The sequence below is a fragment of the uncultured Psychroserpens sp. genome, assembly GCF_947494225.1.
Classification (GTDB): domain Bacteria; phylum Bacteroidota; class Bacteroidia; order Flavobacteriales; family Flavobacteriaceae; genus Psychroserpens.
Window position 1 is genome coordinate 543,149 of record NZ_CANLUG010000002.1, and the last position, 21,867, is coordinate 565,015.

General features: G+C 32.2%; 15 protein-coding genes. 10 read left to right on the forward strand and 5 right to left on the reverse strand.

The annotated features are described in order from the left end of the window. The first annotated feature begins 7 nt into the window (after positions 1-7). The 4 genes from Q0893_RS06520 (at position 8) to Q0893_RS06535 (ending at position 8,445) form a co-directional block, all read left to right on the forward strand. Entirely contained in the window at positions 8-5,653 is a 5,646-nt protein-coding gene (locus Q0893_RS06520) for a hypothetical protein (RefSeq protein ID WP_299273623.1), read from the forward strand. A 166-nt stretch (positions 5,654-5,819) separates the two neighbouring features. Further along, on the forward strand, positions 5,820-6,344 hold the full coding sequence (locus tag Q0893_RS06525; protein ID WP_299273626.1) for a hypothetical protein: 525 nt from the start codon (positions 5,820-5,822) through the stop codon (positions 6,342-6,344). Next, positions 6,341-7,072, forward strand: coding sequence for a C39 family peptidase (locus Q0893_RS06530; RefSeq protein WP_299273629.1), 732 nt, complete (start codon positions 6,341-6,343; stop codon positions 7,070-7,072). The genes Q0893_RS06525 and Q0893_RS06530 overlap by 4 nt, the downstream gene beginning before the upstream one ends. Positions 7,073-7,584: 512 nt before the next feature. Beyond that, complete coding sequence (locus tag Q0893_RS06535; RefSeq protein ID WP_299273632.1) at positions 7,585-8,445, forward strand: zinc-dependent peptidase; 861 nt, start codon at positions 7,585-7,587, stop codon at positions 8,443-8,445. Here Q0893_RS06535 and Q0893_RS06540 read toward each other — a convergent pair whose 3' ends face one another. The 5 genes from Q0893_RS06540 to Q0893_RS06560 all read right to left on the reverse strand — a co-directional run bounded on the left by Q0893_RS06540 (position 8,446) and on the right by Q0893_RS06560 (position 15,175). Continuing rightward, positions 8,446-9,027, reverse strand: a complete 582-nt coding sequence (locus Q0893_RS06540; RefSeq protein ID WP_298900427.1) for a hypothetical protein — start codon at positions 9,025-9,027, stop codon at positions 8,446-8,448. It lies immediately after the preceding gene. 82 nt (positions 9,028-9,109) lie between these two features. Then, positions 9,110-10,180 carry a nucleotidyltransferase family protein gene (locus Q0893_RS06545; RefSeq protein ID WP_299273637.1) on the reverse strand — a complete coding sequence of 357 codons (1,071 nt, stop codon included), beginning with the start codon at positions 10,178-10,180 and terminating at the stop codon, positions 9,110-9,112. A 53-nt stretch (positions 10,181-10,233) separates the two neighbouring features. Then, positions 10,234-11,373, reverse strand: a complete 1,140-nt coding sequence (locus Q0893_RS06550; protein ID WP_299273640.1) for a hypothetical protein — start codon at positions 11,371-11,373, stop codon at positions 10,234-10,236. Positions 11,374-11,387: 14 nt separating this feature from the next. Beyond that, entirely contained in the window at positions 11,388-11,549 is a 162-nt protein-coding gene (locus tag Q0893_RS06555; protein ID WP_298900423.1) for a hypothetical protein, read from the reverse strand. An 80-nt stretch (positions 11,550-11,629) separates the two neighbouring features. Beyond that, positions 11,630-15,175, reverse strand: coding sequence for a T9SS type A sorting domain-containing protein (locus Q0893_RS06560; protein ID WP_299273644.1), 3,546 nt, complete (start codon positions 15,173-15,175; stop codon positions 11,630-11,632). Between the two features lie 282 nt (positions 15,176-15,457). Between Q0893_RS06560 and Q0893_RS06565 the strand changes: the two genes are divergently transcribed. The 6 genes from Q0893_RS06565 to Q0893_RS06590 are packed head-to-tail and all read left to right on the forward strand — an operon-like array spanning position 15,458 to position 21,853. Then, positions 15,458-16,537, forward strand: coding sequence for a DegT/DnrJ/EryC1/StrS aminotransferase family protein (locus Q0893_RS06565; protein ID WP_298900421.1), 1,080 nt, complete (start codon positions 15,458-15,460; stop codon positions 16,535-16,537). A 22-nt stretch (positions 16,538-16,559) separates the two neighbouring features. Then, on the forward strand, positions 16,560-17,429 hold the full coding sequence (locus Q0893_RS06570; RefSeq protein WP_298900420.1) for a sulfotransferase: 870 nt from the start codon (positions 16,560-16,562) through the stop codon (positions 17,427-17,429). Positions 17,430-17,440: 11 nt separating this feature from the next. Then, a complete protein-coding gene (locus Q0893_RS06575; protein WP_299273649.1) occupies positions 17,441-18,634 on the forward strand; it encodes a glycosyltransferase in 1,194 nt (397 codons plus the stop codon). Continuing rightward, the gene (locus Q0893_RS06580) at positions 18,631-20,055 is read left to right on the forward strand and encodes a lipopolysaccharide biosynthesis protein (RefSeq protein ID WP_298900418.1); all 1,425 of its coding nucleotides are present in this window, start codon (positions 18,631-18,633) and stop codon (positions 20,053-20,055) included. The genes Q0893_RS06575 and Q0893_RS06580 overlap by 4 nt, the downstream gene beginning before the upstream one ends. Next, on the forward strand, positions 20,055-20,894 hold the full coding sequence (locus tag Q0893_RS06585) for a nucleotidyltransferase domain-containing protein (RefSeq protein ID WP_299273652.1): 840 nt from the start codon (positions 20,055-20,057) through the stop codon (positions 20,892-20,894). The genes Q0893_RS06580 and Q0893_RS06585 overlap by 1 nt, the downstream gene beginning before the upstream one ends. Beyond that, a complete protein-coding gene (locus Q0893_RS06590) occupies positions 20,891-21,853 on the forward strand; it encodes a hypothetical protein (protein WP_299273655.1) in 963 nt (320 codons plus the stop codon). Before Q0893_RS06585 ends, Q0893_RS06590 begins: the two co-directional genes overlap by 4 nt. The last annotated feature ends 14 nt before the right edge of the window (positions 21,854-21,867 follow it).

The window sequence follows — 21,867 nt, forward strand, 5'->3', positions numbered from 1 at the left end:
GTATAAAATGCGTTATTATCTCATAAATATAGTTGCTGTCGTACTCTTTTCCTCCAATGCTATCGCACAAGATAATTTGTACTTAACTATTTATGATAAAAACCCTAAAATATCTGTTTCAAAATCTCAAATAGACAAGTTAAACGGATTACTAATAGAAGATACTGAAGTCTTAGAAAAAATTAAATGGCTAGATGAATCTATACCTCTTGATGAGATCGAAAGCTTGTCTTATGATTTATTAAGAGAATGCGAAGGAGAGAATGCAAAATGTATTATTAACTTTTTTAAAAGTAAGGTACATGCTTTAGACTCCTTACGAAAAAACCTCTTCAAAAAATATCCTACAATTATTGCCGAGTCATTGCCTTTTAAATACGATTCTCAAGACAAGATTAAAGAAATTGGTTCTGTCATTTCTAGTATAGAATTACTATACAGAGGAATTCTAAATAAATTACCCAACGAATTAAAATTTAGTGAGTCTAACAGTGGGAGTAAAGCAGATCTTTCTAAAGGTCTCAAAGAACTGGATACTCTTAAAGATGACGATATCACAAAAATAAAGACCGTTATAGATCAAATCAAAGCTAAGCTAAAAAAAATGTCGATCAACTCTAATAAAGATGCTGGAATACAAGATGTTAAGGCTCTTTTTGATGAGATAAAGCAAATAAATGTCACAAAAGATAACATAGATGTTTTAATAAAACTCTTAGGGAATCTAATTGAAAAGCACAAAATCTTACTTTGGGAAAAAATAAAAGAGTTGCACCAGAAAGAGCTGGATAAAACCCTTCTAGATGAATACAAATCATTATACGATTCTACCACACATAGTGCAGAAACCTATAAGTCGTTTATAAAAAAACAATACTATTCTATACGAAACTACTTTGAATCTATAGGAATAGATAGTTCTAAAGTTAAAAATGACACTACAATTGTAGAGGTAGATTTAACAGATGCGTCAATAGAAAAGTATGGAGATTTACTATTTAAAAGATGTAAAAATAAAGAGGGTTTAATTTCAAATGCAGAATCTGTTTTTGATGTTTTACATCAAGATTATAATACAGATTCAACAGGAAATAAAATAAGAACGTACTATGACAAGTTTTTAGAAAACAGTGTAAGCGATGACCTTTATAAATTTTTAAAAGAACATTCCGAAAAGGAAATGTCAAAAGCCTATTTAAATGCGCTTAAAACCTTAACCAAGAAGAATTCAATAGTTTATAAAGATTCGCTATATAATATTACCATAGCAGAAGTTCCTACAGAGTTTGATATTACTAAAGATACTATAAGTAACGATTGGATCATTAACAGAAAGTCTATTTTACAGTTAAATATGACACTTCTAAGTGGACGTTCAAAGGTTGAAGGCACTGATTCAATCGTTCCAATTTATTGGAATATTAAAGTCGACACCTTGTTTTCTGAAGTTAAAACAATAAAGTCAAAATTGAATCTGCAAAACATTGAGGGTGCTTTAGAACAGTTAGATTCTACGATGACTAGGATTGCCAATTTTGAAGCAAATCAAAAGAAGACCATCAACAAGTTTTTTTCTGATAAGGTTAAGGAATATGGCTTAGATATTGTTCAAGAAAAGGTTGATGAAATCAGAAGAACTTTTAAAGATTATATTGTTTTTACTACTGAATTTAGTGACGATCCAATAGTAATATATTGGAAAGATGAACCTCAAATTAAAGGTGAAAAATTTCATATTGAAGAGATTGCTAAGAAAATTCAAGATGGTTCATGGAGTGACGCATTATTTAATTTAATTGAGCAAAGATTAAAAAAAGAGTTCCAACGTGAAGTTGAAACTGTAGTCAAACCATATATGGCTCAATTTGAGCAAGCTATTAATAGCTTCTCAGAAAAATTTGATCATTTACAAATAGGTAAACTAAGATTCAATCCAGAAAACACATTCGGAATAGATTCAGTTGCAGTTAATTACCAAGTCTATTACGATAGTCATCATATTGGTTATATAAAAGGTCAGATGAGTTATGGTATGAAGGCACCTTACTTAAATGATCATATCGATTATGAAAAGCTTTTTTATGTGGCTATTGGTCGTAATCTCAAAAAGGAGAGTTTTATAGTTTTAGAAGATTATAAAGCTGTAGAAAACAAAGAATCGTATGAAGTTTACTTACAATATAAAGGCATAAAAGAGCATTTTGCAACCTTAATAATTGCAGATGATACTATTGAAGTCTCTTTGGTTGATGATCTTAAAATTGCCTTTTTGGGCTACGAATTTCTGATTAAAAATTTTGAATATAAATCAAATAAAGTCATACTAAGCGGTAATGTCTTTGAAAGTGGTTCAAGTGTTGGAGAGCATGAAATGAAAATTGGTGAAGACCTACAAATATCATTGACAAATATAAGTGAGGTTTATTTAACAGCGCTTAACAAAAATTTCCACATAAATGTAACAGACATTATAGATATTAAAGAATTAAGTATAAAACGTAATACACTTCATTACAAGTTTAAAATTAATACCGAAAAAATAAACAATACAGATGTTATCGAACTATTAAGTATACTTGGATTAGATGAAACAAGCTTCTATACTTTAAGCGATATTGAAAATGCTTGGGATGCCAATAAAGAACAAGTCTATAAGAAGATCTTAAATAAAGCAGAACAAAAAGGATTAGAATTGTTAATGGCGTATTTGTCAGACGAATTTGATTTTAATATCGATAACTGGGAAGGTCAAATAACATCAAATTTAAGACTAGAATTCATAAATAGTGATTCGGACGATTCCATTACCTTAGCCATATTTATTGATAATTTAACCTCAGGAAGCGACACAAATTGGTTATTAAAAATTACACGTTCTGCTTCTAATCCAGAAGATGTTGATTATAGTGTAAATAATGCGCTTCTATATGGTTTTATGGATGATAATATGCCTGACCTAATTAGCGATTGCCCTTGTAAGTTAGATTTTAAGGACAGTAAGTTTTTTTTAGATATCAATGAAGTTCAATTAGGCGATAATAAATACGATTTAAAATTTGAAATTACTCTTGAAGGTAAAATAACATTAATTAATCAAGATGAGGTAGCAAGGCATATAGCTACTAATGGAATTGATCTGTTATTTATTGAGAATCTGTTTCCAGATTATGGGTTTATCATTAATAACTTTAGACCTAATGCTATTGAGAAGTCTGCACTTTTTGATCTTACTGTGAAATTTGATGATGAATGGTTCAATATCAAGAATATTTCTATTAATTCTGATAAAAGAATCAATTGGAGTAGAGCTGTTTTTAATTTTGACGCACTTGAAAGAAAAATTAACAATCTAGATTTTGTTGAGGAAGGCTCAACAAGAATTAGTCATGTCAAGTCAAAAGAAGAAAATAACCCTGGAGATTTATTAATTGACTATAATATTGTTCTGTTAGATTCAAAAATTCCAGTACGCACCATACTGTCACTCAAAAGTGGAGACGTAGATTTATCTTCGTCTATAATCGATGTGTTATTTAAAAAGATTAAAAGTAGTTTAGATGAACGCAAGAAGGACCTTAAGTTTTTGTTTGGTGATTTTGTTTTAGCGTATAGTAATTCTGAATTAAAAGATGATGGTCTTAAAGTTGACTTTTTATTATCTAATACTGGCTACGATAATGATATTATTGGATGTTTCAGTAGTCTAAAAATCTCTCAAGATATTAGTAAAGAAGGAAAAATTGAAGACCCATCAATAGACTATTCTGAAAAAAGTGTAAGAGAATGTGTCGAAGATTCACTTAAAGGTGAATTAGCAAGTATTATGGAGAAATATCTCGATTTCATAGATCAAAAGTGGGTAAAAATAACAAGTATTGAACCTATCAAAACAGAGGGTAATATACCAACTGGCTTTAAAGTAAATGCTCAGGTTAATGTATTCGAATATTTCAGTATTGGCATTCCACCTGTATTCGTAGATATTAAGAAAGGTATTACAACAGGAGATTTAGATAGAATTTCGTTTACACTAAACCAATCAATACCTATTCCTCCATTTTTGTCTTTGACGGACTTGGGGGGAGAGATATCTAAAAAAGAGATTACTGCAACTGGTAAAATTGTCCCAGTAGATGGTAATCTTAAGAAAATAATTCATTTAAAAGGAGATTTGACAATCCCAATTAAGGAGGATTTTTATATTACACATGAAGGGTCATTAGTATTACTCAATACAATTAGTTTAATGAATAGGCGTGACTCTTTAAGGATTAATCCTTTATATATCAAATCTGAATCAAGTACAAATAAAACCTTTGAAGATATTTTTTATTTCTCGACTAATTTGGAACTAGTTGAAAAATCACTTAAAGGTGATTTGCAAGGTAAATTTCTTAAATACTTTACTATTGATGGTGATTTTGAGGTAGATATAAATAAAAAAGAAATAAAAGCCTCAGCTAATGGTGAGTTAATTATTGCCAATGTTAAAGGCGATCTAATAATAGCTCCGAAGGGTAGCTCATTATATGCAAAGCTTTCAGCAGAAATGAATCTTAAAGTTGGAGATCAAAAGATTTCTAGTGTAAAAACATTTGTAGAACCTAATGCAGCTGGAGTTAATTTTAAATTTCTTGGATTAAATCTTGGAGCTGTTGTTCCGTCTCATCATTCGTTAGACAAAGATTTAATTTGGAATTTGATTAAAGATTTACTTACAGTAGATCTAGACGATATACCTAAACTTATAGAAAGTGTCTTAAAAGGAAATCTTAATATTAACCCTTTTGGAGATTTTGGTTCTGAAGGAGATGGTATAAGTGCTAATAAAAAAAGAGGAGGGCAAGAAGGTTCTGGAGCTAAAGCAAACTCTAATGGAGGAAATAATGGCTATTACCAACAAAATATGAATCATAGTTTTGAAGGATCAGGAATAGATCAAATATCTGCTGGTCAAATTGCATACATGAACAAAACAATGACAGAAAAAGACTTTGAAAAAGCTTTTGAAAACCCAAGTAAAGAAAAAGATGGACTTGCCCAGCAATTGGAGAATGGGATAAAAGTTGAAACATATGGAGGAACTGCTCCTGGTCCATATTATAAATTTAAATATCATAAAGGTTCAAAAACATGGAGTGCAAAAGCTGAAGGCGATGCTACCATAAAAGATCTTTTAATTGATAATAGTATTTTAAAAGTCAACGAAGAATATTTACCTAAGAGATTTAAACGAATCAGACGAAAAGTGAATTCTGGCGTTGTTGCATTTTATGATGCTAATACACTTTATTTCTATTCTGAAAAAAACCCAAAAGGGGTTAAGATACCTGTAAATCTAGTTAGTTGGAGAGCTAATAAAACCAATCCGTTTTGGCTAATTTATGACAATGGTTTAGAAGATTTTATTGCAGACATAACCATTCCTGATAAGCATGATTTTTTTCCAGTCAATGAAGATTATTTGGTGTATAGAGTTTGCGAAAATGAGGATTCAACAAAATGCTATAGTTTTATCTTGAGTAATGATTTGAAAGAATTTATATGTCCTTATGAAAAAAATGTTGATCAACCAAGATTTGAGCCTATGAATAAGGAAAAGTTCAAAGCTGACTTTATTAGAATTTTAGAAAAAAGAGAAAAATGTAAATAAGCGAATTAGTTTGATAAGAATAGGTTTCATATTATTTTTTTGTTTTAGCTCTCTATTATCGTTTGCTCAAAAATGGGATATTTATTTAGATCAATTGTATAAGAATGGCGATCAAGTAATTTATAATTCAGTAATTGTTGATAGCAATATACCTGACAGTGTCTGGATGAATCCACTTATTCAACAACATTTAGATAAAATCTGTGAAACTTATAATTGTGGAGAAGATTCTTATGACGAAAAAACTAATGAAGGTATACTAAAGTATTATTCTGAGCAACGCTTTGTAGAGAAATGGAAAGATAATGTCGCTTTAGTTTTAATAGATGATAACAAACTTGATTATTTTGTTATACCAAAGAATTATGGCATGATTGATGAAGTTCTTGATTTAAAGATTGAAGATGGGATATTTTATAATTCAGATATTATTCTGTATCCTTTTGATGAAAAAATTTACTTTTTAAAAGTAGAAGTTCTAAAGAAAATGCTGAATCATACCGATTATGATGAGATTAAAGAATTTATTGCTAAACTAAAATTAGTTTTTGAAGATAGAAATATTAATACTATTCCAAAAGCGATACCAAATAAAAATAGGGTTTCTTGGCAATCTGTAATTAGATATGCCAGTAAAGAATATCAACCTATAGCATTAAAAAGAACATTAGAAAACCCAAAAGAACCATGAGAATTAAATTATCTATTATTTTAAGTTTTGTTTGTATCTTTTCATTTGCACAAGACAAAAAATCTAAAGTATTGCAAGTGCCTTATTATACGCAGCCTAATGCAGATACATGTCAATCTACCTGCTTAAAAATGTTAGCACACTTTTTGAACGTCCCAGGAAAAGACGATCCTATAACTCAAATTTACGATATTGTTAATTTTCACAATGATCGACCAGACCAAAAAGTTTGTAAAGATGAGAAAGGAAATATTGAAGGATGTAATAGATGGAATAATATTATTTGGTGGTGGAATACACGTTCAGGCTATTATGCAGATAAGCCTAAAGAACCCAAACTGAAAATGAAATGGAGAATTTTAGATGATCAAGCTAAAACTATTGAACATATAGTTTCGAGTATAGATAGTGGTGTTCCATTGTTGGTTAGCGTTAGCAATTCTAATACAACAGGACATTTTGTTTTAGTTGTTGGATATCAAAACTATTTAAAAAATCAATCGTCGCCAGATTTTAATATTGTTTGTCATGATCCTTATGGAGAATTCTTTCCTGAGCTTCAATCTAGATTATTTGGGAAAAAACGATATGAAAAAGGATTTACCAAAGCAGATGGTAGCGAACATGCAGTTGGAGCAGGGGTAGAAATTGGAATTGATAGTTTGGCAAAGTTTAAGGCTAATGATGGAGAATACAAAGACCAGTTTGTTTTGTTCGGTGCTGAGTAATTTTACTTCTAGTTTGTTTTTTAAGGTTTTATAAATAACGAAGTTTAATAGACTAAAGTTGCATAAGAAGTGAATCCTAAATTAGCCTCAATGAGAGAATAGTCTCATGAAGTAGGACAATAAAATTAGTATCTATGTCATATCTGTCCTTTCTGATATTGAATTAAAAAAAGACTCTTATTTTTTTCTTTATTATATTTACCACCAGTAATGAAAAATTGACGTTTCGCTATGGTTTCACCAAGCTTTTTAGAAACGTGGTAAAAGCCCATAAAATATAGTGGTTTCGTAAATAGGTTTAAACCCTCTCGAGGTCACGAATACATCAAAAACCCAAGTGTTAAATCAAGCTCGCTTGAATTTATAATCTTGGGTTTTTGATGTTCAAAGCGGAGCGCTGAGGAGGAGCGACGCTAGGCACTAATCCTGATGTTCAAAGCCACTTAATGCCTCATATTAAAGCACTATTTCCTTCTTATCACCAAGAATGTAATTTTCAGTATATTTAGGCAATGATATTAGCCCTAACTCAAGAAAGCTTGACCATTTCCCCAGGTGCACGTATTGCACTTCTTTCCATTTTTTTTGTGGGTATGGCAGCGGTTGTATTATCTCGCTTTTATAAGTTTTTCGAGCAGCAGTATGCCAGTAAATATAAACGCCCATTTTTTGTTCATTTTTATTTAACAAAAAAGACTTTAGGTAAAGAAGAACTTGGTGTTTTAAAACGAGAATTTAGTTTTTATCGGAAATTGAACACCGTTGAAAAACGACAATTTGAACATCGCATTGCACGATTTATTGATACCAAACATTTCGTAGGAAGAGAGCATTTAGTGGTGACCACAGAAATGAAGATTTTGGTTGCTGCGACATCCGTTATGCTTACTTTTGGTTTTAGAGATTATCAAATCGATTTAGTACATAAAATTATAATTTACCCTGGTCCATTTTACTCAAACGCAAATGAGACTTATCATAAAGGAGAACTTAATCCTAGGTTAAATGCTTTGGTGATTTCGTGGGCAGATTTTTTAGATGGTTATGATGATGAGAACGATAATATTAACTTAGGCATTCATGAGTTTACACATGCTATTCATCTCAATAGTTTAAAAAACAATGATGTAAGTTCTATAATCTTTAAAACTGCTTTTTCAGAGCTTACAGATATGCTTTCTTCAGATGAGAAATTGCGACAACAACTTATAGCATCAAAATACTTTAGAGACTATGCTTTTACCAATCAGTTTGAATTTATTGCTGTGATTGTAGAGACATTTATAGAAACTCCAGAGGACTTTAAAAGGCAATTCCCTAGATTATATCTTAAAACAAAAGCTATGTTGAATTTTGACTTTGCTGGTTATTAGTTACAGTTTAAACACAGCCTGTAACATATACTGGAAGTGATTATTGTCAAATCGATTGTCTTTATGGTTAAAGGCAAATTTACCAACACATTGCAATCTAATACCAAAACTTCCATTAAACCAATAAGCTCCACCAAGTGCGAAGTTGGCCGAAGTATTAAGTTCATCTATAGAGAAAACACCTAATCCCGCTCCAGCATATAAATCAAGCCATAAAGCTTCAGGAAATATTTCATCCGAAAAAAAGTACTTAACATAAGTGTTAGTCGAGTAGTAATTAAATTCTTCAGGAAGCGAACCATTGTCAATGCGAGATGTAATCTTAAATCTATTCATGGTGAAATCTTGTTCTACCGATAAATATCTAGACCACCTATGTTGAATAGCGAATGCAAAGGGACGATTAAATTCAAACTCACTTAATTTTTTAAGAGGATTCCTCGTTCCTAAACTTCCAACAGCATTTACTCCAACACTAATTGTCCATGATTCAATATTTCTTATATCTCTCTTACTTACCTGAGATTGACTATCATAACTAAATAGAGCAACTAATATTAGGAATAGGGTTATCTTTTTCATGATTCAATTATATTGGGTTAATTCAAAGATATACTTTGAACAATAATATTGCAAATAATCGTCAAAGTTATTATATTTTATGTTAGGGCTTAATAAATTTTGATTTTAATTCGCTCCAGATGCGGTGTCTGTCGTTATAAATGGCTTGCCTATATGGTCTACTTACAATAAAAGTGCTTAAACGAGATGGCAACTCACCTATTAGTGCAAAAAAGTGTAATTTTTTCTGATGAAACGAATGACGACGATATGACTTTAGTCTAGATTCGAAAGCGTTTATTCTTGATCGATTCAATTTTACATCTATAAATTCCTTGAAAAACACAGAATTTAAGGAGAAATAAGATGTATGATAACTACTATTTGTTGGTTTTAATAATTTTGGAAATAGCTTTATAAATACCAAAGTATCATAGGTAGAACGCATGCTAATTTTTGAATAATAGTGCGCCTTATCATTAATTTGAAAATTTAAAATATTGTGATTAAAAAGGTCTTCTTCGTGTAAAATATATACCTCATTGATAATTTGTCTTCTACTAAGGAGATTGTTGGTGTCTAATACATGCCGTTTCGAACTATTCAGTAAATACTTATGTAGTTCTACTGCGGCCAACTCATCTTTTAAGGCTAATCTATCTAAATGTTTGTGTTCAAAAAAGCGCGCTTTAATACTCGACGGAAGCCTTGTGTAACCTTGATCTTTTAATAATTTAAAAGCATGTTCTATTTGATCTTCTTTTACCAATATATCAATGTCTCCAATCATGCGCTCTCCAATATCTTGGTAGATGTTTTTAATTAAAAAAGCAGAGCCTTTTACAAAAGCATAGCTGATATTGTGTGCATTAAAAATTCGAGCGATCGCCTTTGATTGTTCAATTAAACTGAGGTTTCGGTTTGTGTTAATTGTATTAATATCTTCAAGGTAATAGGCTAGATCTTTCGAAATGAATTCAAGTAATTGTTTCTGTTTTAATCTGCAATATACTGTTGTCAATACTAAATGATCACTCGCCACTTTTACAAGAGCTTCTTCGTCAAACGATTCATTTAAAAGTGTTTCTTTTAAATCTGGGACATGATGCTCAAAACTTAAAATATTAGCAATAAGTTGTAAGGTGTTTTTATATGTGGATTTTAGTTCTAACAAAAGCTATAATTGAATAGTTCAAAAATAAACAAAGAAAATCCGAAACCGTATTATTAGGAATTAAATAGTGAATTAATACTAGAAACAGCAAATGCATTATCGCTATAATTTAGGTCATAGCATTTTATTTGACCAAGCCAATCTAAAAAAAGACGTGCATGTTTCTCATGGGAAGAAATCCATGAATCTGGTATTAAAGTTTCTAATATTTTTTCTACTGAAATGTTCTTAATATAGGATTCACTGTCTTTATTATAGGTGACATAAACAATATGACTGCATTGACAATGAAACTTAGAATTTTTCGTCCTCGACGTTGGAGGAACATATTTTAGGTTTACTTTTTTCGGACCAGTCTTATGTGTCTCCAAATCTTTAAAGCCATCAACAAGAGGTTCTAAAGTTGAGAAAGCACCTTTTTTAATCGAAATAGATGCTGGATAACTATAGAGGTTCAAATCCTCATATAAGGGTGTAAAATCATCTGCTAGCAAATCTAGTCCGCTAGCCATTAATAGGGCCGATAGCGTACTTTTACCATTTCCAGAATCACCAACTATCATGATGGAAGTCTTTCCATTAGTAATTGTAGAGCCATGAAATGTTGCAATCCATTTTTCGATATCAAGATTGTGAATGGCATTGGTGAGTTCTAGAGCAAATTTACCTTGTAGAAAATGAAACTTTTCAGTTTTATAACTACCAATGTGTTTATTATTCTTTAGAAAATGTAAGTCGTCATTTGTTTTGAAAATAGCGAACCTTATGTCTGGATTCGAAGCAGTATCAGTGTAATGATGAGCTATTTGAGGATGTATTAAACTTTCAATGATTGGAGATTCAAAATGTACGGTTACAATTGTATTATCAAAACGATAAGAACGTTCAATAGATAGCGATGATTTATGTGATGGACTAACCGTTTGATTTATGTGATCTATCGAAGATACTGTATTAGCATCTTCCAAAAAAAATGAAATTTCATTAAAAATATCCTTTCCTTTTAAAGGATCAATGTGCAATGTTTGATCCAGTGCATTGATAAATGCTTTTTTATCTGTAGAATTAAAGTATAAAGTAATTAACGTATATAAACTCTCAGATACGACAACATATCTATTAGACCTATGAAACCACAATATTGCAGTATCATTAATTTTATGCGCGTACTTCGGAGATAAACCCGTTTTCAAAATAAAAATAGAAATTAATCAAAAGGATTTCCTCCTGGATCTGGCGGAGAAGATGCTTGTGCTTTCTTAGGGTTAAGTATAAGAAATGTACCGATCGCTGTAAGCGCAGCGTACTTACCCATTTTTTGAAGGGCTTCCTTACGTGTAATTTGATTTTGAGGACTGTTTTTTTTCATTATGTGCTTTAACGAATGGTCAAAATTAATAAAATATTATTATGTGATTGACAATATCGCGTTTTTAATTTCTGTTACAGTTATTTAATTATCACTTTTTGAGCTCGTTGTTGTGAGTCATTGGTTAACTTAACAACATAAATTCCTGAAGTAATATTAGAAATATCAATAGCATTGGTAATACTTCTACTGTCTAGTTGAGTTGATAAAATCATACGACCTTGAATATCAAATAATTCGGCTTTCGTTTCGTTGTTTAACTCACCTTTGATCACCAATGTTTTTGGTGTTTTTGTCGTGTAAATTTGTATAGAACTAAAATCTTCCTCTGGTGTAGATAGCGCTTCTGCAGAAAACCTTAGGAAGAAACGTCCTGTTCCAGATAAGGTTGTCGATGGCGTAAATACGTAATCAGAAGTATTCAATAAAGTAAAGGTATTAGTTACATTATCTTCTAAATAAACGTCTATATTATCTGGGATGTCGGTATCTAAAATACTAACCGTTAACTGTTCTCCTTCATTAGCATTAATTCCAAGTGGAATGATTACATTATTAAGCGCGTCGTACTGCACAGATTGAACAGCTAAGTCTGCATTATTGTTGTTTTCTACCAGATGAGAATAGATAGCGAAATTAGGTGTATAGTTATTAAACATAACGGCATCGTATCCAGTATCCATACTCAATGAAGCGTTATTATTAAAATAGAAATCAGTATTGAATAAAGAACTTCCGTTCGACATTTGAAGTTTTAAGTGCGCTAATAAACTTGGATCTGAAAATCGTCCAGGAATGAAATCATCATTAGTACCAATAGAACGAGAAGCGGCATTAAAAGTAATTGTACCTCCTCCAGCTTTTGATGATACAAAGAAACCTTGTCCAGGGGCAATAACAGCATTTGGATTGGCATCAGAATAGGCTTGATTCCAGATGGTAAACCCATTGGTTAAATCGCCATCATAACCATAAATTCCAGAGGTAGTAATGTTAAATTCGCTAGAGTTATCAGCCAAGAAGTTAGAAAGCAATATATAAGAAGGATAAGGGTTTCCTATAAGATTGAAATCACTATTTGTTCCTACAGTGATAGGGACAAGATTGTTAGTGGTTTCTACATTACCTACAAACCTGAACGTAGAGCCAGCCGCTGCAGTAGAGGCTGTTCTGTATCCAGTTCCTGCAACGATAAGAGAAGGGTCGTCTGAAGTTGTGTAATTGATATAGTCATTTGCATTGTTATCAAACGGTCCAAATAAGAATGAAGGTACACCTCCAATGGTTCCAGATGGAATATCTGCGTTAGCTGTTCTCAAAGCTAAAAATGTTTGGTCACTATTAGTTACTGGTGCTGCAACTAAATCATTAAAACCAGTGGTAGAGCCCGTAGATGCAAACTGATTGACATGGCGGTTATAAGCAATGTTACCTTCAACACTGTTCGCAATTAAGCTAGAGTATGATGTTGACACCGAATTTAATTCAAACGTACCTCGGTTAACTAAACCAGAATTTGCAGTGATAGATTGTCCTGCTGAAATATTAGTGGTAGCAATATCGCTTACATACATGTTATTCACTTGAATATTAGTTGCAACATTGTAAGTTCCATCAAGAACATAAGCATTGTCAGCACCTGTAGTGCCAGATGGAGGATTAGGAGACCATCCATTATCTACATAGAGTAAACCATCAAAAACACTTACTAATTTGAAGTTGTCAAATCCTGAGAAACCTAAGTTTCCATTGTTTCTAACTCTAATTTCTAAACCTATAGTAGAGACCGTATCTGATATATCTACAGTTACAGTTCCTTGATCTGTATCAATTGCGCCATTTCCGTCTAAAAGAAAAACAGCCGCTTGAGTTACGCCATCAAGAATTAATCTGTATTGAGCGTCATCACTGTTATTTACATAACCATGAACATCCCAGTCAAAAGATAGTTTTACACTTTCAAAGTTGCTGATGTCAACTGTTGCTAATGTCAAGGTTGCAAAACCAGTTGTACCATTATCTCCTTCATCGTTTAAATCGTTCTCTCCAAAAATATTATTAGAAAAAGAAGGATTATCCAATGGAGATGCACTAGCAATATCTATAACGCCATAATAACCATCTGTACCCCAACCGTTGTCAAATGTTGCAACATCGGTAGTGTATGTCCATTCTGGTGTAGCTCCATCAAAGTCCTGAACTGCAATGGTAATTAACGGGCCATTAATGTCAAATGCGGTACTTACCGCAGCAATTAATCCGCCTCCAAAAGTAATTAGCGTCGTTGCAGTTTCTTCTTCATTAAACACAATAGTATCTAATGTGGCTAAACCGTTAGTAATAGTATAATTAATTAAACCAGGGTCTAAAGATCCACCAGAAACAACAGAAACAGTTCCATTAAAATCTAAGTCTTGGTTGTTATTTGCATCAACTGTAATAATTGTAGGAGCAGGGCTCATCGTTTCAAATTGAAATGAATCTACAGGTTCTTGATCAAAAGCTAAAGCTGTAGCTACAACTTCAATTCTATTATCATCACCAACAATTGGTGTTTGAGCACCTCCAGCATTAAAGGTTGTAAAACCTGATCCGCTACCAATGTCTGCGGTTGCAGCACTTATTGTTAATTGAATTTGTTGATTGTCAACGACTGTTGAATTAAATGTTACATAAACATCAAAAGTTTTTGATCCATTATCTGGAGCTGTTAAGCCAGTAAGTCCAACAAAGTTAACCGTACTTGAAACAGATGTGATTTCAGCAATATTTGTGGCGCCATCAAAAATAGCTATGGCAGCAATATTATCACTATTACTTATGTCAAATCCTAAATCGGTAAGTATAGTGTCAACGGTATCGGCGTCTGTAAGGTCGTCTCCACCATCTTGAATTGTAAAATCACCAACTTTAATAGCATTTGCTGTAGTTAATCCTGATGTTGCATTATAAGCGTTATAGTCAATATTGTCTGATGGATCAAAAGTAGATGCGATAATGTTAGACTCTATGTCATTTGTAGCTGTTGTAGTAATGTCTCCTCTTAATCTAAGCCCAGGAAGTGCAATACCAAAATCAGACCATGATGCCTGACCTCTTACACGTAACCAACCTCCATTTGTAGCTGCTCCCCAAGCATATAATCTAAACGTAATGGTTCCGCCAGTACCAGAGTCTATGTTAAGCCCAGTAATATTAGTCACCACATTTGTGTTCTCCGGAATAGCCACAGCTGTATTAACAGCAACTCCTGCAGTTGCAAAATTGTCTAAACTATAAAATAATTGCCAATTGGTTGGACCATTAGGGTTTCTTCTTAATCTTATATCAATACGTTGAATTTCTATATCGTTAATGGCACTAGCAGATGTAGACCATTCCATGTAATCGTCATTAGTTTCAGCATCAGCTTGGGATGTACCTGTCCAGCTGTTTGAAGAAAAATCTGTACCAGCTCTTAAAGCTACACCAGCACCTCTAGTGAGACCTACAGATGAAATAGTTGGATCGTTTCCAGTAGTCGTTGGCCCAATGATGTTATCTCTGTCAATGGTCACAATTGGAGTTTGAGAAAATCCAAATGAAAACAAAAGTAGTGTTACTGCTGCTAAGTAAATTTTTTTCATAACAATAATAATTTAATTTTTTTTCTTAAATCACTTATTTTAAATTCGATCTAAAGCAAATTGAGGGAATTGTCAAAGATAATAAAAGATATGAGTGATAAAAACTAATTCTATGGTTTTTGTACTAATACACTGCAAAAGTTATACCTTTAAGTTAAGTAATTTATGCCTAATAAGAGGCTCTTTTGATAAGAAATAGTTCTTTTTGTGTTACAGTCCCTATTAAATTTTAGAATATATTTGCACACTTACATGTATTAATTAAGATTGCTTAATAACTCTATGATTACTGTTACTAAAACTTTTTTCCCTCCAATTGAAGAATATAAAGCTTATGTGGATGCCATATGGGAAAATAAATGGTTGACAAATAATGGAGACCTTACGCAAGAATTAGCGCGTAAGTTAAAATCACATCTCGACGCAAATCATCTTATATTGATGACCAATGGAACATTACCCATTCAAATTGCTCTAAATGCCTTTGCCGATGAGGGAGAGGTAATTACTACACCATTTTCTTATGTAGCAACAACATCGAGCATTGTTTGGGAAAAATGCACACCTGTTTTTGTAGATATACATCCAGATTATCTTACAATTGATGAGACTCAAATAGAACAAGCAATTACCAGCAGAACAACGGCAATTTTGGTAACGCATGTATATGGTAACCCTTGTGATATAGACGCTATAGATGTCATAGCAAAAAAGCATAACTTAAAAGTTATATATGATGCGGCACACTGCTTTGGTGTAACTTATAAAGGAAAACCTATATTTAACTATGGAGATGTTAGTGTGTGTAGTTTTCATGCTACCAAACTATTTCATACAGGTGAAGGAGGCGCGTTATTTTGTCAAGATGAAGCGACTTATCATCAAATGCTCTATAGACATAAATTTGGACACGATGGACCCTTAAGATTTCATGGTATCGGTATTAATGCTAAAATAAGCGAGCTCCAGTCGGCCATGGGGTTAAGTGTTTTGCCATATATTGACGATATAATCGCCGATCGAAAACGGGTTTGCGATTTATATGATAATTTATTAGATTTTAAAAAACTTAGAAGACTTAAAATTAGAGCGCATACAGAATGGAACTATAGTTATTATCCCATTATTTTTAATTCTGAATCAGATTTGTTAAAAACCGAAAAATTACTGAATGCTAATGACATTATGCCTAGACGTTATTTTTATCCAATTTTGTCATCATTAGATTATGTAAATAATACAAATAACGTCAGTGTTTCGGAAGATATCGCTCCTCGCATTTTATGTTTACCGCTATATTACGGTTTAGAGAATGAGGATGTTAAGAGAATATCAGAACTTGTTTCAAATTCGATTGGATAACCTTAGTTAATAGTAGTTCAGGATGACATATCAAAACGTATTTATTATTGGTAGCCCTAGATCTGGCACCTCATTGTTTAGAATGATGATGAGTAGCCATTCATCTATTGTGGTGCCTCCAGAATGCGGATTTATCCAGTGGTGGTATGAAGACTATAAAGACTGGAATATTGAAAATACACAATCTATTAAGGATGTACAATCTTATATTTCCAACTTAAAAACATCAAAAAAGATTGAAACTTGGAATTTGGATTACCTAGCCTTGGAGACTTTAATTAAAACGAAACAACCCAAGTCTTATCAAGAATTAACATCGCTGGTCATACACCAATATGGTATTCAAAAAGAAAAAGGAGCGTCTATGGTCTTAGGGGATAAAAACAATTACTACATAGATCATCTCGACTTGCTTAACCACATTTACCCCAATGCCAAGTATTTAATTATTGTTAGAGATTCTAGAGATGTCGTTTGCAGTTGTTTAAAAGTGAATTCACTCGCAACAGATTCTAAATACAAGCCAAAATTTCCTGAAACTATCAAGGATATAAGCCTAGATTGGCTCCATAAAAATGAAACTATATTAAGTTTTTTAGAATCTATTAGCCCATCAAATTATGCGCTTATTAGATACGAGGATTTATTGAATGAACCACAAATAGAATTACAAAAGTGTACCGAAGTGCTCAATTTACAGTTTGAAGATCAAATGCTGGATTACTATAAAAATAAGATGGAACCATCTGCGCTTTTAGATTGGAAAAAGAAAACTAATGAGCAATTAGATAAAAATAACACCCAAAAATACCTCGAACAATTATCTGCAGCACAGATTGATGAAATTATGTCTGTTTCTGGACATTTAATGAGTAAATTTGGTTACCATTAGACATTCTTCGCATGGATTCATCTAAAAGTCAAATTAAAAAACTGTACTATATTTCTCCTAGAGATATGCGAAAAAACAGAGCCGATGCTGTCCATATGATGTACAGTTGTGCGGCTTTTTCTAATCATGGTATTGATGTGGAGTTGATTACACCAAAGGTTCAACGCAAGGATTATACCTTGGAGAATAACGATATTTTTAGCCTCTATGATGTTCCTGAAAATTTTAAAATAACAGAATTAAATACAAAAATAAGAGAGGTTAATAATAAGTCCTCGGCTATAGTAGTCTTAATGAATAGGTTTGTGTTTAATTTTATGTTTATACTACAACATCTTTCGGTCTTTAGACATAAACATGTTGTCGTTTATAGTAAATGCTATACGTCTGTTATTCCTTATATTATTCTTAAGTTTTTTGGACTTATAAGATGTAAATTAGTATTCGAAACCCCATTTTTGAGTAATAACAATTATCATAAGTTCATAATGAAACGAATGCATGCTATTGTTGTCATGACATCGCATGTTGAGGAGTTTTTAGTGAATACCTTTAAAATTCCTAAGGAAAAAATAATAAAATCTCCAGTTCGGTTTCAAACAGATTACCAAGATCCAACAGATATTAATAAAGCGAAACATCGCAACTATTTAAACTGGGAGAATGATATCAAATATGTCGTTTATGCTGGGAAGACAGGAGAAAATTTAAAGCGAATACAAGTTTTCGCAGAGGCGTCTGATGCTTTTGAAAATACAAAATTTGTTATTGTTGGTGCTACTGAAGGATTACAAAACGAATATAAAAATAAGGACCATAAAAATCTAATTTTATACCCATTTCAAACGTATCCAGAATATTTGAAATTTGTACAAGCAGCGGATGTTTTAGTCGCTACCTATGAAGATACATTTTATAACAGATATACTTTGAGTCCAGGTAAAGGCGGTGCTTATTTGCAAAGTGAAAATCCAGTAATTTTTACAGATTTACCATGTTTGAAAGAACGATTTCCTAATGACCTAGTATCATTTGTTGCACCCGATGATTCTCAAGATTTAATTGAAAAAATAACCCACATACTCGATCATTATAAAACCTATAAAGAGCAGGCAAAGAAAGGAGCAAATTTTGTATCAAATAAGACATTTACAGATGCTTCTGCTCATATATTGAAAAAATTAAATTATATTCTTTTTAGTTGAGTAAGAGTAAAATCATAAAAGGAGGTTTTTACCTCACAATCGTTAATGTATTATCGCAATTATTGGCTATTGTCGTTAATATTGTATTAGCGCGTCTACTGTTACCTGAAGATTTTGGTTTGGTCGCCTTAACAATGACTTTTATTGGTTTTATAATCTTGTTTACAAGCATGGGATTTGGAGCCTCTATAATTCATGAACGCGAAACAACTCAACAAAAACTATCCTCTATTTATTGGTTGAATTTTGGACTAGCCATTCTTTCGTTCATTATAATTATTTCAACCGCTCAATTTGCTGCAGATTTTTATGATGAGCAGCAATTAACATCAATAGTTTTTGTTGCGGCCATTAATATTTTGATAACGCCTCTTTTTATTATCCACTATAAACTTTTAGAAAGAGATTTAGAGTTTAAAACAATTAGTAAAATAAACCTGTCTGGTACTGTAATAGGTTCTATTGCCGCTGTGATAGGTGCCTATTTAGGTTTGGGCGTCTATGCTCTTATTTTACAATCCTTAGTGTCGTCCTTTATAAGATTGATATTAGTTTTACTTTTTAAGAGATGGAGGCCAAATCTGTATTTTAATTTTAAAGAAATTAAAGGAATGGTATGGTACTCATTAAAATTTAAAGCATCTAGTACGGCATTGTATTTTGAGAGAAATATCGATTATTTAATTCTAGGTAAATTCTTTTCTAGCGTAATTTTAGGATATTATGCATTTGCCTATAATATTATGTATACACCAGTAAAGCGGATTTCGTATATATTTAGCGAGGTGTTATTTCCGTCGTTTTCTTCTTTTAAAGATGATAAAGAAAAAATTATAAATGGATATTTTAAGTCGGTACAGCTTATAGCTATGGTGTCTATTCCCGCTATGACAATCCTAGCTTTTAATGCCGAGTTAATTATCCAAACCGTGTTTGGGCAAAAATGGGATGCTGCAATTCCTATTGTACGAATTCTTTGCTTCGCTGGAGCCATCCAATCTATAAGCCAATTTGGTGGTGTTATTTTTTCTAGTATTGGTAAGCCCGAAGTGACTATGTATGTCTCTATAGGAAGAACTATTTTAACGGTATTAGCCATTGTTATTGGTGTGCAATATGGTGTGCTGTGGGTGGCCTATTTATTGGTTGCGGCTAAAGCAATTGCATACCTGTTGTTTTTGGTTGTGTTAAATCATCATATTCCATTTAAAGGAATACAATTACTAAAAAGTTTGAAAGGACCTATCATTTCATTGGTGACGCTTGCCGCGATTTATATTTTATTCTATTTGCAATATTTAAATGTTGGCGAATGGTCTCTTTTAGGAGTAATGATGCTAATGTCCTTGATCGTTTTATATGTATTTCATAAACAGACAATTATTGATATTTTTAAAGTGTTAAAATCGAAAGCAAACTAATGCAATCAACTAATGAACATCAAGTAATAATTCCTTTATATGATGGGGCGCTTCCATTGGTAAGTCGTATTTCCAAATTGGTCGAATCTAAATATTCTGAAGTTTTTTATGCCGTAATTGTGCATGGTAGTGTTGCTACCAATGAGGTTATTCCATATAGCGATTTTGACGGATTACTCATTGTAAAGGATCAATTTGTAAATTCGAAAGCACTAGAAACGTTTAAAAGAGAAAGTATGGAAATGATGTTGCGTTTTGATCCCTTACAACATCATGGCTGGTTTCAAATTAAAGAAAGTGATCTAGGTAGTTATCCAGAAGATTACCTTCCAGTGAGTACTTTAAGCTATTCTAAATGTATATTTCCGAAGATGTCTAACCTCAAGTTGGACCTCAAGTTGCGCCATGAAATTGACTATAAAAAGGCTTTGGTCAATATGCTAAACCAGTTTGAGTGGCGATCTAAGCATAATTGGAAACCCAAAAATAGTTACCAGTTAAAAAGTATGCTCAGTCAGGTGATGCTAATACCTTGTTTATATTTTTCAGTAATGCATAATGATGGAATTTTTAAAAAGGATAGTTTTAAGGCGGTACAAGAAGATTTTAGTTCTAGCGAATGGATGCCAATAGTGATCGCAACAGATGTAAGGCAGCATTGGGTGTATAAAATGAATGGTTTTCAAAAACTGTTATTGCAACAACCAAATACCCTTATAAGAAAAATAGCAACGCGTTTCTTTGCCCCAAAAATTGCACCACAGATACAAGAAAAATTAGATAATACGTTCTATAAAAACCTTATGATTATGGTTGAAAAAATAAAAAGAGAGGTATGAGGTTAAACTATATAGATCATCCTGTAAGTATACCTGTGACTCAATATGAAGCACTCAAAACAAAATTGGTGAAGACCTTATTGGCAAATGATGCCGTATTGAGTGTTTATCAAATGGGTTCAGTAAAACATCCTGGGATATCAGATTTGGATATTATTTGTGTCTTTAAAAAAGGGGGGCAATGTGCAGCTAATTTGAGACCAGAACTAAATGCAGATGAGCAAAATATCCTCACACATGGTGTGTTTGGTGTTGAAGAGCCAGATTTACAGCAAAGCATGTCCTTCAACCTTATTTCTAATTTGAAGCATTTAGGTGGAAAGAATCTAAATTTAAGCGATAATAATTTAAACACCAGCGAAGATTTAAAAAGGCAAATAGCTCTAGAGTATCTTGTAAAAATGCTCATTACAATTGATGCTCAAGTTACCATGAAGATCATTAAACTTCGTGCATTTTTATTACTTGCAAAGGCCATCGAATTCGATTTGCAATTATTAAATGTTAATCAAGGGAAACTCTACGATTTGGTTCAACAAGTGATTCAATATAGGAACGATTGGTACGCAAATAAACCAAATCAAGACGATGTTTCAAACTTAATTTTAAATTTTAATATTGAATTAAGACAGTTTTTGAAAAAGGAGTTGCAACATGCTCAACTGTACTTGCCAAGAACACTAGTGAGGTTGCCAGGTAACTTCTCCATACAACAACATAAGATGTTTTCAATAGAGCATAAAGGCATGGTGTTACCATATCAACTTAGTTTTTTAGGTAGAAAATATATTAATCTTCAAAATAGACTTAATTCGTTTACCTACAAATTACCTTTTGAAATTCCAGCAAGTGGCTCTATTCATGAAGAACGATTTCAGTTTAGTGAAAATATGGTTGCTACCAATAGAGCGCGTTATCCTTATTTTCTGCCCTTAACAACAAGCTTGGGGATCTATTGAGATTAAGGCATCGC

Excerpts from the sequence above, each read along its gene's own strand:
- Q0893_RS06565 (WP_298900421.1), top strand. The coding sequence starts at position 15,458 with ATGATTACTGTTACTAAAACTTTTTTCCCTCCAATTGAAGAATATAAA.
- Q0893_RS06585 (WP_299273652.1), top strand. The coding sequence starts at position 20,055 with ATGCAATCAACTAATGAACATCAAGTAATAATTCCTTTATATGATGGG.
- Q0893_RS06555 (WP_298900423.1), bottom strand. The coding sequence starts at position 11,549 with ATGAAAAAAAACAGTCCTCAAAATCAAATTACACGTAAGGAAGCCCTT.
- Q0893_RS06525 (WP_299273626.1), top strand. The coding sequence starts at position 5,820 with ATGAATCCACTTATTCAACAACATTTAGATAAAATCTGTGAAACTTAT.
- Q0893_RS06575 (WP_299273649.1), top strand. The coding sequence starts at position 17,441 with ATGGATTCATCTAAAAGTCAAATTAAAAAACTGTACTATATTTCTCCT.
- Q0893_RS06530 (WP_299273629.1), top strand. The coding sequence starts at position 6,341 with ATGAGAATTAAATTATCTATTATTTTAAGTTTTGTTTGTATCTTTTCA.
- Q0893_RS06590 (WP_299273655.1), top strand. The coding sequence starts at position 20,891 with ATGAGGTTAAACTATATAGATCATCCTGTAAGTATACCTGTGACTCAA.
- Q0893_RS06570 (WP_298900420.1), top strand. The coding sequence starts at position 16,560 with ATGACATATCAAAACGTATTTATTATTGGTAGCCCTAGATCTGGCACC.
- Q0893_RS06540 (WP_298900427.1), bottom strand. The coding sequence starts at position 9,027 with ATGAAAAAGATAACCCTATTCCTAATATTAGTTGCTCTATTTAGTTAT.
- Q0893_RS06520 (WP_299273623.1), top strand. The coding sequence starts at position 8 with ATGCGTTATTATCTCATAAATATAGTTGCTGTCGTACTCTTTTCCTCC.
- Q0893_RS06535 (WP_299273632.1), top strand. The coding sequence starts at position 7,585 with ATGATATTAGCCCTAACTCAAGAAAGCTTGACCATTTCCCCAGGTGCA.
- Q0893_RS06560 (WP_299273644.1), bottom strand. The coding sequence starts at position 15,175 with ATGAAAAAAATTTACTTAGCAGCAGTAACACTACTTTTGTTTTCATTT.